Annotated in this window: 13 protein-coding genes and 1 pseudogene; 12 read left to right on the forward strand and 2 right to left on the reverse strand. The window is 68.6% G+C overall.

Features of this window, described 5'->3' with window-relative positions:
- Positions 1 to 117: 117 nt before the first annotated feature.
- The 6 genes from WYM_RS06950 to WYM_RS06975 are packed head-to-tail and all read left to right on the forward strand — an operon-like array spanning position 118 to position 7,927.
- Positions 118 to 2,460, forward strand: coding sequence for a glycoside hydrolase family 3 N-terminal domain-containing protein (locus WYM_RS06950; RefSeq protein ID WP_019180104.1), 2,343 nt, complete (start codon positions 118 to 120; stop codon positions 2,458 to 2,460).
- The gene (locus tag WYM_RS06955; protein ID WP_019180105.1) at positions 2,457 to 3,440 is read left to right on the forward strand and encodes a sugar phosphate isomerase/epimerase family protein; all 984 of its coding nucleotides are present in this window, start codon (positions 2,457 to 2,459) and stop codon (positions 3,438 to 3,440) included. Before WYM_RS06950 ends, WYM_RS06955 begins: the two co-directional genes overlap by 4 nt.
- Complete coding sequence (locus WYM_RS06960) at positions 3,437 to 5,164, forward strand: dihydroxyacetone kinase family protein (RefSeq protein ID WP_019180106.1); 1,728 nt, start codon at positions 3,437 to 3,439, stop codon at positions 5,162 to 5,164. Before WYM_RS06955 ends, WYM_RS06960 begins: the two co-directional genes overlap by 4 nt.
- Positions 5,161 to 5,655, forward strand: a complete 495-nt coding sequence (locus WYM_RS06965; protein ID WP_019180107.1) for a ribose-5-phosphate isomerase — start codon at positions 5,161 to 5,163, stop codon at positions 5,653 to 5,655. The genes WYM_RS06960 and WYM_RS06965 overlap by 4 nt, the downstream gene beginning before the upstream one ends.
- A complete protein-coding gene (locus WYM_RS06970; protein ID WP_019180108.1) occupies positions 5,652 to 6,653 on the forward strand; it encodes a 3-hydroxyacyl-CoA dehydrogenase family protein in 1,002 nt (333 codons plus the stop codon). Before WYM_RS06965 ends, WYM_RS06970 begins: the two co-directional genes overlap by 4 nt.
- Positions 6,650 to 7,927: a D-arabinono-1,4-lactone oxidase gene (locus tag WYM_RS06975; protein WP_019180109.1), complete on the forward strand. Its 1,278-nt coding sequence runs from the start codon at positions 6,650 to 6,652 to the stop codon at positions 7,925 to 7,927. The genes WYM_RS06970 and WYM_RS06975 overlap by 4 nt, the downstream gene beginning before the upstream one ends.
- Before the next feature lie 555 nt (positions 7,928 to 8,482).
- On the opposite strand, the pseudogene WYM_RS19575 reads toward WYM_RS06975, so the two are convergent.
- A pseudogene (locus WYM_RS19575) lies at positions 8,483 to 9,716 on the reverse strand (integrase core domain-containing protein).
- Between the two features lie 131 nt (positions 9,717 to 9,847).
- Positions 9,848 to 10,438 (reverse strand): hypothetical protein, encoded by a 591-nt coding sequence (locus WYM_RS06985; protein WP_237739338.1) that lies wholly within the window; start codon positions 10,436 to 10,438, stop codon positions 9,848 to 9,850.
- A 116-nt stretch (positions 10,439 to 10,554) separates the two neighbouring features.
- Between WYM_RS06985 and WYM_RS19580 the strand changes: the two genes are divergently transcribed.
- From WYM_RS19580 to WYM_RS07020, 6 genes are all read left to right on the forward strand, one after another.
- The gene (locus WYM_RS19580) at positions 10,555 to 10,782 is read left to right on the forward strand and encodes a DNA-binding protein (protein ID WP_019180114.1); all 228 of its coding nucleotides are present in this window, start codon (positions 10,555 to 10,557) and stop codon (positions 10,780 to 10,782) included.
- Positions 10,769 to 11,470 carry a ParA family protein gene (locus WYM_RS19585; RefSeq protein WP_019180115.1) on the forward strand — a complete coding sequence of 234 codons (702 nt, stop codon included), beginning with the start codon at positions 10,769 to 10,771 and terminating at the stop codon, positions 11,468 to 11,470. Before WYM_RS19580 ends, WYM_RS19585 begins: the two co-directional genes overlap by 14 nt.
- A gap of 550 nt (positions 11,471 to 12,020) precedes the next feature.
- Positions 12,021 to 12,293, forward strand: coding sequence for a glutaredoxin family protein (locus WYM_RS07005; protein ID WP_019180117.1), 273 nt, complete (start codon positions 12,021 to 12,023; stop codon positions 12,291 to 12,293).
- 47 nt (positions 12,294 to 12,340) lie between these two features.
- On the forward strand, positions 12,341 to 13,366 hold the full coding sequence (locus tag WYM_RS07010) for a hypothetical protein (protein WP_019180118.1): 1,026 nt from the start codon (positions 12,341 to 12,343) through the stop codon (positions 13,364 to 13,366).
- A complete protein-coding gene (locus WYM_RS07015; protein ID WP_019180119.1) occupies positions 13,363 to 13,665 on the forward strand; it encodes a hypothetical protein in 303 nt (100 codons plus the stop codon). The genes WYM_RS07010 and WYM_RS07015 overlap by 4 nt, the downstream gene beginning before the upstream one ends.
- Before the next feature lie 30 nt (positions 13,666 to 13,695).
- On the forward strand, positions 13,696 to 13,911 hold the full coding sequence (locus WYM_RS07020) for a hypothetical protein (RefSeq protein ID WP_157524954.1): 216 nt from the start codon (positions 13,696 to 13,698) through the stop codon (positions 13,909 to 13,911).
- The last annotated feature ends 70 nt before the right edge of the window (positions 13,912 to 13,981 follow it).

Genomic DNA, 13,981 nt, shown 5'->3' on the forward strand with positions numbered 1-13,981 from the left:
TCGGCGACGGAGCGCCGGATCCGCCGATCGCGCGTCATCGAATTCGGGCTTTGCTGTCCGCTCCATCGGCGCTAGCCTATAATTGTTGTGGCCGAAAACAAATCATGAGAGTCAAGGATGACCCACGCACCCGACGTCCCGACGAAGTCAGCCGAGTGGTCTGATCCGACCGCCGACAGCACCGCGAGGGTCGAGGCGCTGCTGGCCGAGATGACCCCCGCCGAGAAGATCGCTCAGCTGGGAAGCTACTGGGCCGACAAGCGCGACTCGACACAGATCATCGCTCCCATGCAGGACGTGCTGTCGAAGGGGCGCCCTCCTTTCGACGAGGCGGTCGCGGATGGCATCGGTCACCTGACCCGCGTGTTCGGGACGACGCCGGTCACTGCCCGCCAGGGCATGGAGAAGGTCCGTGAGTCGCAGCGGCACCTCATCGGCGAGACGCGCCTCGGCATTCCGGCGGTCGTGCACGAGGAGTGCCTCACCGGCTTCACCACTCTCGGCGCCACGGTATATCCCGCTTCGATGGCCTGGGCCGCGACCTTCGACCCCGACCTCGTCCGAGAGATGGCGCAGGCGATCGGATCCGACATGGCGGGGGTGGGTGTGCATCACGGACTCTCGCCGGTGCTCGACGTCGTCACGGACTACCGCTGGGGTCGCGTCGAAGAGACCTTGGGCGAGGATCCGTACGTCGCGGGCACTCTCGCGACCGCGTACGTCGAGGGCCTTCAGAGCGCGGGCGTCATCGCCACCCTCAAGCATTTCGCCGGTCACGCCACCTCGCGCGGCGGCCGCAACCATGCGCCCGTCTCGATGGGCGAGCGCGAGCTGCGCGACCTCGTGCTGCCCCCGTTCGAGATGGCCGTGCGCGCCGGCGGAGCGAAGAGCGTCATGAACTCCTACACCGAGCTCGACCGTGTGCCGGCAGCAGCCGACCGCTGGCTGCTGACCGCGCTTCTGCGGGGCGAGTGGGGCTTCGACGGCACCGTGGTGTCGGACTACTGGGCGGTCGCGTTCCTCAAGTCCAAGCACGGCGTCGCCGAGACGATGGCGGATGCCGGAAGGCTGGCCCTGCACGCCGGGCTCGATGTGGAGCTGCCCGATATCGCCGCCTTCCGCGCACTCCACGACGGCGATCCCGATCCGGCGCGCACGGAGGCCGACATCGACACGGCCGTGAGGCGCGTGCTGCGCCAGAAGATCGAGCTGGGACTGCTCGACGAGGGGTGGACGCCCGCGGAACCGGCCGACGTCGACCTCGACAGCGCCCGCAATCGCGACATCGCCCGCCGCCTCGCGGAGGAGTCGATCATCCTTCTCGACAACCAGAGAAATCTCCTGCCGCTCGCCTCGGACTCGGGCCGCATCGCGATCGTGGGGCCGTGCGCCAGCGATCCCGGCGCCCTGATGGGTGCCTATTCGTACCCGATCCACGTCATGCCGCGGCATCCTGACATGGGTCTCGGCATCGAGGCGACGTCCATCCCCGACGCGCTGCGCGTGGCGGCTCCCGGTTCCGAGATCGTCGTCGAGCGCGGCACGCCGCTGGCCGAGCCGGCCGATGAGGCCGAGTTCGCACGCGCCGTCGAGGCGGCAGCCTCGAGCGACGTCGTGATCGCGGTGGTCGGCGATCGGGCCGGGATGTTCGGCAAGGGCACCTCGGGCGAGGGATCGGATGCCCCGAGCCTGGACCTTCCCGGCGACCAGGGTCGCCTGGTCGAGGCGCTTCTCGAGACCGGCACGCCGGTGGTTCTGCTCGTGCTGTCTGGTCGCCCTTACGCGCTCGGCGCCTACACCGACCGCGCGGCGGCGATCGTGCAGTCCTTCATGCCCGGCGTCGAGGGCGCCGCGGCGATCGCGGGCGTGCTCAGCGGCGCAGTCAATCCGAGCGGGCACCTTCCGGTGCAGGTCCCGCGCACGAATGGCGCGCTCCCGCACACCTACCTCGCCCCGCCGCTCGGTCAGGACGGGGACCGCATCAGCAACCTGTCGATCGCGCCGGCGTTCCCGTTCGGTCACGGCCTCTCGTACACGACGTTCGAGCTCGGCGATGTGTCGCTGGACCGCGACCGGACCGCGAACGACGGCGTCGTCGTGGCCTCGGTGGTGGTCACGAACACCGGCGACCGGTCCGGGGCGACCGTCGTCCAGCTGTACAGCGCCGACCCGGTCGCGCAGGTGACCCGACCCGTGCAGCAGCTGGTCGGCTACGCCCGGGTGTCGCTCGAGGCCGGAGCCGCGGCATCCGTCGCCTTCGAACTGCATGCCGACCGCTTCTCGTTCACGGGACTGGAGCGGCGCCGGATCGTCGAGCCGGGCACCGTGCGCCTGACCGCCGGGCTGTCGCTGGCAGACGTCACCGCCCCCGCCGACCTGGTGATCACCGGCGCCGTGCGCGCCGTCGAGGATCCGGTGCTGGTGACCGGCGTCAGCATCGAGAGAGAGGATGCCGCATGACCGGCCTCACCGCGCAGAACTGGCCGATCGCGGCCGCCGCGCTCCCGTTCCCGGGCCGCACCGCAGACGGGCGCAGCGTGACCGAGGCCGGGCCCGAGTCGTGGATCGACCCGCTGACACAGGTGGCCGACGCCGGGTTCGATCGCGTCGACATCACCGACTCGTGGCTGCGCGTGGGCGATCTCACTCCGCAGCGTCTGAGCGACCTGACCGCCGTCGCCGGTGAGGCCGGCGTGGTGCCGACCTCGATCTCGGCGATCCGGCGCAGCGTGATCGACCATGCCGGCGGCCACGAGAACCTCGCCTACAGCCACCGCACGCTGGATGCCGCCGCCGCGCTGGGCATCGAGACGGTGTCGTTCGGCCTGCACCAGGCGCTGACACCGCAGCAGCAGGAGCAGCTGTGGTTCTGGACGGTGGAGGGGCACAGGGACGATCCCGCTGACTGGGACCTCGCCGTCAGCCGGCTGCAGGAGCTGGGCCGCCACGCGGCTGACCTCGGCATCCTGGTCTCGCTCGAGATGTACGAGGACACCTTTCTCGGCACCGCGGATTCCGCCGTGCGGCTCGTGCAGGAGATCGGCATGGACAACGTCGGTCTGAATCCCGACATCGGCAATCTGGTGCGGCTGCACCGGCCCATCGAGCCCTGGTGGGAGCTGGTCGAGAAGACCGTTCCCTACGCCAACTTCTGGCACGTCAAGAACTACTCCCGCGATGAAGACGCTGCGCGCGGCGCCTACTTCGCGGTTCCGGCGCCGATGCAGTACGGCCTGATCGACTATCGTCGCGCGTTCGCCTTCGCGATCGAGCAGGGGTTCCAGGGTGTGATCTGCGTGGAGAACTACGGCGGCGACGGGCTGAGCGTGTGCGCCGACAACCGCGACTACCTGCGTCGGCACGTGCTACCCAAGCGCGAGGGCTACACGCTCGGCACGAGCAGGGTGCGCCAGCCGCGCCACGACGGAGGCGCCTCGTGACGCGCATCGCGAACGACGCCGCGGACTTCGTGCCACAGGCCCTGGCCGGTTTCGTCGCGGCGCACGGCGACCTCGTCCGCGCCGTCGACGGCGGCGTGGTCCGCGCCGCTCCCGCGGCCCGTGGTTCCGTCGCCCTCGTCGTCGGCGGCGGGTCGGGCCACTATCCCGCGTTCGCCGGAGTCGTGGGTGCGGGCCTGGCAGCCGGTGCGGTGTGCGGCAACATCTTCACCTCGCCCTCGGCCGCTCAGGCCTACCGCGTCGCGAAGGCCGCTCATCGGGGCGGCGGGGTGCTCTTCAGCTACGGCAACTACGCCGGCGACGTGCTGCACTTCGGCGAGGCGCAGGAGCGCCTGCGCGACGAGGGCATCGACGTGCGCACGGTGCTGTGCACCGACGACATCGCCAGCGCGCCGATCGACGAGATCGACAGGCGCCGCGGCATCGCGGGCGACTTCACGGTGTTCAAGATCGCCGGCGCGGCCGCGGAGCGCGGCGAGTCGCTCGACGAGGTCGAGCGGCTCGCGCAGCACGCGAACCACCGCACGCGCACCCTCGGGGTCGCGTTCGGCGGGTGCACCTTTCCCGGTGCTGCCGAACCGCTGTTCACCGTCCCCGAGGGCATGATGTCGATCGGCCTGGGCATCCACGGCGAGCCGGGCATCCGCGACGTGCCGCGGACGAGCTCCGCCGAGCTCGCCGACGCCCTGGTCGACGCGCTCCTGGCCGACGTACCCGAGAACCGGGGCGATCGCGTCGCGGTCATCGTCAACGGTCTCGGCACCGTCAAGTACGAGGAGCTCTTCGTGCTCTTCGGCGATGTGGCCGCCAGGCTCGAGGCGGCAGGCGTCACGATCGTGCAGCCGGAGGTCGGAGAGCTCGTGACGAGCCTCGACATGGCGGGAGCATCGGTCACGTTGTTCTGGCTCGACGACGAGCTCGAACCGCTGTGGGCCGCCCCGGCCTACAGCCCGGCGTACCGCAAGGGCGCCGTCGTGGTCGCGGCGGCAGGAGAGGCCGAGCCCGAAGAGGTCGAGGTGGCCGCAGCCGTCGAGCGGCCCGAGGCATCGGAGTGGTCGAAGCACGCGGCGTCCGCGGCATTGACGTATCTCGACGTGGCACGATCCACGATCCACGAGCACGAGGAGGAGCTCGGCCGCATCGACGCGATCGCCGGCGACGGCGACCATGGCGTCGGCATGCGCACGGGAGTCGACGCCGCTTGCACGGCCGCCGATCCCGCTCTCGGGCTCTCGGCGATGCTCGCCGTGGCCGGCGACGCCTGGAGCGAGAAGGCCGGTGGCACCTCCGGCGCCCTCTGGGGCGCGATGCTGCGCGCCATCGGAGGCGCCCTCGACCGCGAGGAGGTCGAGGTGCGCTCGACGGCCGCCGACGCCGCCCGCGCGGCCCTCGACACGGTCACGTCCCGCGGTGGGGCGAAAGTGGGCGACAAGACCATGGTCGACGCGCTCGAGCCCTTCGCGCGCGTGCTGGCCGATCGGCTGACCGCCGGAGACGACCTCGGGGAAGCTCTTGATCGGGCCGCGCAGGCGTCGACTCGCGCGGCGGCGGCGACCTCGTCGCTGCGGCCCGCGCTCGGTCGTGCCCGGCCGCTCGCCGAGAAGAGCCTCGGGCACCCCGACGCCGGCGCCACGTCCCTCGCGTTGATCGCCACGGCGATTGCCGCGGCATCCCACGACCAAACCTCTCGAAAGGAAGAGCGATGACCGACCCCCTGCGCATCGTCGTCGGAAGCGACGACGCCGGCTACGAGTACAAGACCGCCCTGAAGGCCCTCCTGGAGCAGGACCCGCGCGTCGCGTCGGTGTCGGACGTCGGCGTCGACGGAGACGAGCACACCGACTATCCGCACGTCGCGGTGGAAGCCGCGCGGCGGGTCGCGGCGGGCGACGCCGACCGTGCGCTGCTCGTGTGCGGCACCGGGCTCGGCGTGGCCATCTCGGCGAACAAGGTTCCCGGCATCCGCGCCGTCACCGCGCACGACAGCTACTCGGTGGAGCGGTCGGTGCTGAGCAACGACGCCCAGGTGCTCACGATGGGCCAGCGCGTGATCGGGCTGGAACTGGCCAAGCGCCTCGTGTCGGAGTGGCTCGGCTACCGGTTCGACCCGGCGTCCGCATCGGCGGCGAAAGTGGCGGCCATCGATTCCTACGATCACCTCGGCGAAGCCGAGAGCAACGCGGAGGTTCGCTCATGACCCGGATCGCCATCGTCGGCAGTGGCTACATGGGAGGGGGAATGGCGCAGGTGTTCGCCCTCGCCGGCCACGATGTCGTCATCTCGGACGTCACAGCCGAGATCGCGGCGTCCAACCTGGAGCGGATCCGCACCGAGACCGCTCAGTTCGAGCAGCAGGGGCTCTTCCCCGCCGGAGCCACGGACGTGATCACCGAGCGCATCTCGGCCGCGCAGAGCATCGAAGCGGCGGTGGCGGATGCCGAGTTCATCGAAGAGGCCGTGCCCGAGCGGATCGAGATCAAGCACGAGACGCTGCGCCGCATCTCGCAGGCGAATCCGCTCGCCACCATCGGCAGCAACACCTCGACGATCTCGATCACGAAGCTGGCGGAAGCGGTGCACAACCCGGAGCGGTTCCTCGGCGTGCACTTCTCCAATCCGGCGCCGTTCGTGCCCGGCGTCGAGATCATCCCGCACCCGACCACCACCGAGAGCGCGATCGTGACGGCCGAGGAGCTGCTGGCCGGCAGCGGCAAGATCGGCGCCCGCGTCAAAGATGCCACCGGCTTCGTGCTCAACCGCCTGCAGTACGCGCTCTTCCACGAGGCGACGCAGCTGGTCGACGAGGGCATCGCGACGCCGGAGGACATCGACGCGATCGTCCGATCGACCTTCGGCTTCCGCCTGCCCTTCTTCGGACCGTTCGCGATCGCCGACATGGCCGGCCTCGACGTCTACGCGTTCTGCTACGCCTCACTGCAGGGCGACTTCCCCGAGCGGTTCGCGACTCCCGCGATCCTCACCGAGCGGATCGAGCGGGGCGAGCTGGGAACGAAGTCGGGCGCCGGGTTCCGTGCGATCGACCCCGAGCGCATCGCCGAGCTCGTGGCGTACCGCAACCGCGCCTACGCCAAGATGAAGGACCTGCTCGACGAGCTCGGCCCGTCGCCGTTCGACGCGCCGTCAGAGGGGGGCCACGCGACCGCTGCGCAGCCTGTCCCGGAGCCTTCGCGGTGAGCATCTCCACTCCTGCGTCATTCGCGACCCGCAACTGGGCCTCGAACGTGGTCTATGGCGCGGCGAGCGTCGTCGTGCCCGGCTCCGTCGCCGAACTGGCCGATGTCGTGCGGTCTGCCGACCGGGTCAAGGCCCTCGGCAGTCGCCACTGCTTCAACACGGTGGCCGACACCGCCGGCGTGCATGTTCTCTCGAGCGGACTGCCGGCCGAGGTGAGCATCGACAGCGAGCGTCGAATCGTGCGCGCGTCGGCGGGGCTGCGGTACGGCGATGTCGCGCCGAAGCTGCACCGCCAGGGATGGGCGCTGGCGAACCTTGCATCGCTGCCGCACATCTCGCTCGCGGGCGCCGTCGCGACCGGAAGCCACGGGTCAGGTGACGCGGTGGCCTCGCTCGCCTCGGCGGTCGCCGGCGTCGAACTCATGACGGCCGACGGCGAGCTGCGCACGTACCGCCGCGGCGACCCTCACTTCGACGGCGTCGTGGTGTCACTGGGTGCGCTCGGCATCGTCACCGCGATCGAGCTTGACATCATCCCGGCCTTCGAGGTCACCCAGACCGTGTACGAACGCCTCCCGCTCGACGCCGTCCTCCAGGATCTCGACGCGGTCACCGGCCTCGGCTATAGCGTCTCGATGTTCCACACCTGGCGCGATCCCGAGGTCGTCGACCAGCTGTGGGTGAAGCGTCGTACCGACGCCCCAGGCGCCCTGCCCGAGCGCGTCGTGGGTGCCGTGAAAGCTTCGACCAAGAGGCATCCGCTCCCCGATGTCTCGGCGGAGAGTTGCACCGACCAGCTCGGTGAGCCGGGGGAATGGTATGCCCGGCTGCCGCACTTCAAACTCGAGTTCACGCCGTCCAACGGCGAGGAGCTGCAGTCGGAGTTCCTGGTGCCGCGCCGCAACGCCGTCACGGCGATCGCGACGATACGCGATCTGGCGCAGCAGGTTGCACCGCTGCTCCAAGTTTGCGAGCTGCGCACGGTCGCGCGCGACGATCTGTGGCTCTCGTCGGCGTACGGCACCGACGTTCTCGGCATCCACTTCACGTGGAAGCCCGATCAGCCCGGCGTCGAGCGGCTGCTTCCGCTCATCGAGCGGGCTCTCGAGCCCCTTGCTGCACGCCCCCACTGGGGCAAGCTGTTCACCCTCGACGGGGCGGCGGAACGGATGCCGCGGCTCTACCCGCAGTGGAACGATTTCGTCGCTCTGCGTGAGCGGCTCGATCCGCGGGGCGTCTTTCGCAACGACTTCCTCGCGCGACTCGGACTCTGACGCGCCGCCGCGCTGCCCGGCCGAAGTCGCGACGGTACAGCGCCACGGCGTTGCCGTGCGCGAGCAGTCTGGCGACGCGCTCCGCCTCGGACTCGGATCCGTCTCTCGCCCCCGGTACGACGTGAACACGTCGCCGAACGCGCGGAGCCACATCGCCGCGCCCAGGTGCACGAGCCCGCCGTAGACGCCCCCGGCGCTCGTGCGGCTGGACACGAGATCCGCCGCAATCCCGGCGATCCCGCGGAAATGAAGAAACCCCCACCTGTAGAAGCCAGATGAGGGTCCCAGTGGCTCCGACCGGCATCGATCCGGTGACCTTTCGATTTTCAGTCACATCTTGCCGAATCGGTCTCGATCCGCCACCGTCGAAAATCCGCGGAATCTCCAGCTTTTCCCCTCACCAACCGCTCCTCAATGCCGCTCCGATCCGAGCCGTTCCGCGCCGTTCGTGGGCAAAATGTGGGCAAGCTGTCCCCGCTGGAAACGGCGAGTGCGTGTGATGTCTCAGGACATCCCTGACGATTCTGCATCAGGACATCTCTGACACTTCATGTATCAGGACATCTCTGACAGTCCGGTGATGGGGGTGCTGCGGCCGCGGGGTCGGCGGTTGCTGACGTAGGTGGTGCCGGGCTTGGGCCAGGGGTGCTCGATGATGAGAGTGCCGGCGAGGTCGAAGACCTGGACGGTCTTGCCGGCGTCCAGGACGCAGACCCGCTGACCGGCGAAGGCGCGGCCCAGGCCGAACTTGATGCCGCGGAACTCGACTGACCCACTGTCTTGCACCGCCTTGATCCGGATGTCCTCTCCGGGACCGGGCAGCGGTGTGTGCGGACTGGCCGGTCGCGGCGGGTCGGCGACGGGAGTCGCGTCCCAGGCCCGCGCCGGGGTGATCCTGCCGGGCAGGCCCTGGTGCGGGCGGTCGGTGTTGTAGACCAGGTCGAACGCGTCCACCTGGCTCTGCAGCTGCTCGAGAGTGTCGGCCAGGGGTTGCTTGTCGAGGAACCGGAACAGGGTCTGGTGGAACCGCTCGTTCTTGCCCTGCGTGGTCGGTTTGTAGGGCTTGCCGGTGATCGCCTCGACACCGAGCGAGCGCAGGTAGATGACCAGCTGCCCAAGCACCCCACGGCGGGACGGGTTGAGCGCTGCGCCGTTGTCGGACAGCAGTCGTTGTGGGACGCCGCAGGCGGATGCCCTTCTTCACCACGGTGATGGCCCCTTCGGAGGTCTCACCCCAGGTGACGTGCGACGCGACGGCAAGCCGGGAGTGGTCGTCGATGAGTTGGAAGATGACGCACTTGCGGCCGCCGGAGAGCACGTACTCGGTCGCGTCGAGCTGCCAGCACGCGTTCGGCTGCGGATACACGAACCGGCGATAGGCCGCCCGCGGTTGCTTCCGCGGCTCGACCTTCGCCACCCCGGCATCCCGGAAGATGCGCGCCAGCGACGCGGTGGACGGCACCGGCTCCATCCCGAGCGACCGCATCTTCTCGTGGACACTGACCGGGCCATGGTCCAACCCCGACAGCTCCAACGCCGCCCGCACCGCCACCGCCTGCGCCGCGACGTCGTCTGCGAGCTTGCCCGGACTGCGCCTCGGACGTCTCGAACGAGGCTCCAGTGCTGCCGCCGGCCCTTCCGTCGCGGCACGCCGGCGGATCGCATAGAACGTCTCCCGCGAGATCCCATGCTCCGAACAGAACGTCGTCACCGAGCCCCGCGGCGCATCTGGTGGCCACAGCGTGATCGCGAGACGGACGCGAGGATCAACAGGCTCGACACGACTCATCCCTCACACATAGAGCCAGAAGTGTCAGGCCCAAACCGGCCCGAAGCGTCAGAGATCTATGGAGGCAGAACTGTCAGGGATGTCCTGAGACATCACAGAAACGGCGAGTGCGCAGATTCGGGTTATCGAGGCTACGTGACGGCAGGGCGGCCAACGTTGGACGCGATGCCCACAAGCCGCCCGGACGCGCGAGCCTTCTGAATCCAATCGCTGGCGGTGCGCTCGGGCACGCTGAGTTCACGAGCGATGAGTTTGACCGGCGGTAGATCAGCGAGGGCGGCAATGCCATACAGGATCTCGATGACCTCCCAGCGCTCCTCCTTCATGCCTCGCTTGACCACGGCGCTCGCCATCCATTCGGGGACGATGGCGCCCTCCCCCTGAGTGAGGTCAGACACCGAGGTCCACTGCGCGTCCGGGTCCTCATCGAGCAGCAACGCGACGCAGTGCGGAACGGCGACCTGCAAGATCGCTTGCGGAGCGGCGTGTTTCAGCTTCACTTCGTCGAAATCGTCCCGGACGGCGCGGCTGAGGATGCTACGGACCACGTACCTGCCGCGATCTTCGTCGTACTGTGCCTCGATAGTCGTCGCGATCCCGGTCGAGTCGTCGACCGACGAAGCGATGAAACCGGGCGCGATCCGAAGTGCGGATCCCACCGGCCGTACTGCGCTATCTGCCGACATCGGCTTGCCATCGAGTGTTTGCACGTCGACCGTCACCCATTCATCTTGCCTTATCGCAATCGCGTTTGACAGTTGGCTCTTGACCCACCCTCCCGCTTAGGTGTGTACTTCTGTCAAATGAGCAACTGGTTTGACATAAGGAGTGATGAGGGATGGCAACGATCAAGCCGGGCGAACCGGTACTGAGTAAGGAGCTTCTTACTCCGGATGACGTCACCGCGCTGATTCCCGGGCTGAAGCTCAAGCTGCTGGCGGAATGGCGCTACAAGAAGATCGGGCCCCGGTATTACAAGGTCGGCCGGATCATCCTGTACCCCTTCGATGATCTCGAGGAGTGGTTCGAGGGGCTTGAGGGCGGCGGCGATCATGACGCTCATTGAGGGGCCGGTTGGCGACCTGTCCGAGCGCATGCGGATCGTTGCCGTCGCGAATCAGAAGGGCGGGGTCGGCAAGACGACGGTCGCGATGCAGCTGGGCGCGGCGTTGTCGCGTCGGCACCGTGTGCTGGTGGTGGATGTGGACCGGCAGCGGTCAACGGTGTGGTGGGCAGAGAACATGCGCGATCGGTTGCCGTTTGACTTCGCCGGCGACCAGAACCCGAAGCTGTTGGGGCGGCTGCGGGAGCTCCGTGCCGAGTACGACTTCGTGGTGGTCGACACCCCCGGAAGTCTCGAGGACACGCCGGTCCTCGAGAGGGTGCTCGACGCCGCCGACACCGTCGTGATCCCGCTGATCCCGGAGCCCCTCGCCGTGGAGCCGACGATGCGGACCATCAATCGGCTCATCGAACCCCGGGCGCTGCGGCATGCGGTGCTGCTGAACCGGATAGACGCGAGGATCCCGTCGCAGCTGCCGGTTTGGCGGGATCTGCTCGACACCGTGTGGGGCGTGCCCCGCTTCGATGCCTACCTGCGGCAGTACAAAGCGCAGACCGACGCTCCGATCCACGGGCATATGGTGACCACGCTCCGTGACAACCGGCGCACCCGAGGCGCGATCTTCGACATCACCCAGGTGGGACTCGAGGTCGCCGCACAGGCCACCCCAGCTCTGGCAGCGGGGTGGTGACGATGGGGCAGGTGGATCTGGCGGACAAGCTCCGCGACACCGGTGCTCGAGTCGCTGCAGAGTCTTCAGATACAGGCCGGGAGACGCCGAAGTTCGCGCGACTGACGCGGAAGGACACCCGCATCCGTGCCGACCAGGACACCGCCCTCACGGCTCTGGCCAAGTTGCTGATGCGCCGCCGGGCGGTGAAGACCGAACGCATCACCGAGAACACCCTCATCCGCATCGCAATAGACGTCCTCCTCGCCCACGCCGCCGGTCTCCGCGGTTCCACCGAGGACGAACTCCGAACGTCTGTCACTTCCGAACTTCGGAACTGCTCCACTCCGGTGCTTCCGGACTCCCAGGGTTCCCGGCTTCCGCACTCGGTGACGTCCGAAACATCGACCATCGCAGCGGCGGAGCGACCGCCGGCGGGAGTCGCGTCGCTCGGCGAGGTCCCCACCCGCGCACCCCGGATCTTTGCCACTTCTGAACTTCCGCACTTCGGAACTACGTCAGTCGGTTATGTCGGCAGTTCACGAGGCTCGTGCTCGAACGGAGCGGGGCGATGATCAGCGTGACGGTCTACTCGACCGGTCCCGGCTGCATGCGGTGCACGCTGACGTGCCGGTGCCTTACTGTCGCCTCGCTCCCGTTCACCGTCGTTGACCTCACGGAGGAGCGAAACGCTGCGCAGCGGTCGTTCGTGACTGACGAGCTCGGGTACACCGAAGCACCGGTCGTGCTGGTCGACGACGATCCGCAGCATCACTGGTCCGGGTTTCGTCCTGACCTCATCGACCGGCTGGCCGCGCACTTGACCGAACGGCGGGCGATCTGATGAGCCGCCCATCGGAGGAGGGGTCGGATGCGGAACGGGACGCGCGTGTGCAGCGTGAGCGGGAGGCGCGACGGGCGTATCGGGAGCGGAACGCGGACCGCATCCGGGAGTGGAAGCGGGCTTGGCGTGAGCGTAACGCCGAACACGTTCGGGAGTACCGCGCGGCGTACGACGCGGAACATCGCGACGAGGTCCTCGCCCAGAAGCGCGCATACATGAAGGGTTACGCCGCACGGCAGGCGGCCGAGCGGGCCCGTGCACAGGCGAAGCGGGCGTCGTCGAAGAAGTACTACGAGGCGAACAAGGAGAAGCATCATCGGTACGAGCGGGCATGGCGTGCCCGCAAACTCGCCGAAGATCCCGAGGGGTATCGTGCCCGCCGTGCCGCCTATCAGCGTCGCCGCCGGGAGCGGACCAAGGAGGCGGACAATGCGAGGCTCCGTGCCCGGCGGCGTGAGAACCCGGAAGCAGGCCGTGCCGCCCAGCGGGAGTACTACGCGCGAAACGCCGAGAAGCTCAAGGCGCAAAAACGCGCACACTATGAGACGCATCGCGAGGAGGTCCTCGCCCGAAACCGGGCCTGGAAGGAACGCGAGAAGCGACGCCGGGAGGCAGGGCTGCCTCCACGCCGCCTCCACACCACCTCTGCCACACAGCGGGAAGTGAACACGGCCGCCGCGGACGCGTTCTTTACACGGTCTCGCACGAGGGAAGAGATCGCAGAACTACGCAAGAATCCGGGGCTCGACGCGTCGGTGGAGCGGACGCCTGACGAACTGGTCGCGGCGTTCGAACGCGCTTCCCGACGCGCCCGCATCGAGCACCTGCTCGCCACCGACGCCAGCTTCGCCGACCGCCACCGCGTTGCGGAAGCGCGCCGCTGGCAGGCCTCGCAGGAATCCTTCCGCCGCGCGCAACGGCAGGCCGCCGAGGCCGCCCGCTTGGACGAGATCGGACGACAGGTCAATGACCGGCTCCGCCACAAGGAGCCACCACGCCGTCGCCACCACCTCGACCCCGCAGCACCCCACCCGATGCTGAACTCCAACACCACGATGGGAATGAACCGATGACCACCACCCCGACCGGAGAACCGATCATGATCGACCCCGCCGCAGCAGATGCCGCCCGCGCGCGAACCGCCGTGAGCGCCTTCGAGTACTACCCAACCAAGCACCTCGACGAACCCGGCTACCACCTCGACGAAGACGTCACCTGGTGCCTCGCCCCACTCACCGGCCTGCCTGCGGCCGAATTCGACGAGATGCGAGCCACCATCCAAACGCTCATCACCACTCCGACCGCAGACCGGCAGGCATTCATCCGGCGTCTCGCCGCGCTCAGTGGCGACGATTCGTTCGAGGGACGCTAATCCACCCGCCGGGAGAGAGAAGGACCACACATGAACCCGTTGGGAATGCAGCCCCTCATCGCGGTCACAGCGATGGTGGCTGTGGCGACTGTGCTGCTCCTGCCCATCCTCGCGGGTCAGCTGTTGCAGGGCCGGCTCATCCGAGCCGCGCGCACCGGCGCGGCGATCCTTCTGCTCACGGCGATCGGGCTCACGGCCGCCACTGCGCTCGCGCACACCCAGCTGCTGGCGATGCCGCCGCCCTGAGCTGCGATCGCGTCGAAGCCGGTGGTCGTTGCGATGGTCGCGTGGATATCAGCCGCCACGGCAGGTCTTT

Origin of the sequence: Microbacterium yannicii PS01, from assembly GCF_000304335.1 — a bacterium.
Taxonomy (GTDB): domain Bacteria; phylum Actinomycetota; class Actinomycetes; order Actinomycetales; family Microbacteriaceae; genus Microbacterium; species Microbacterium yannicii_A.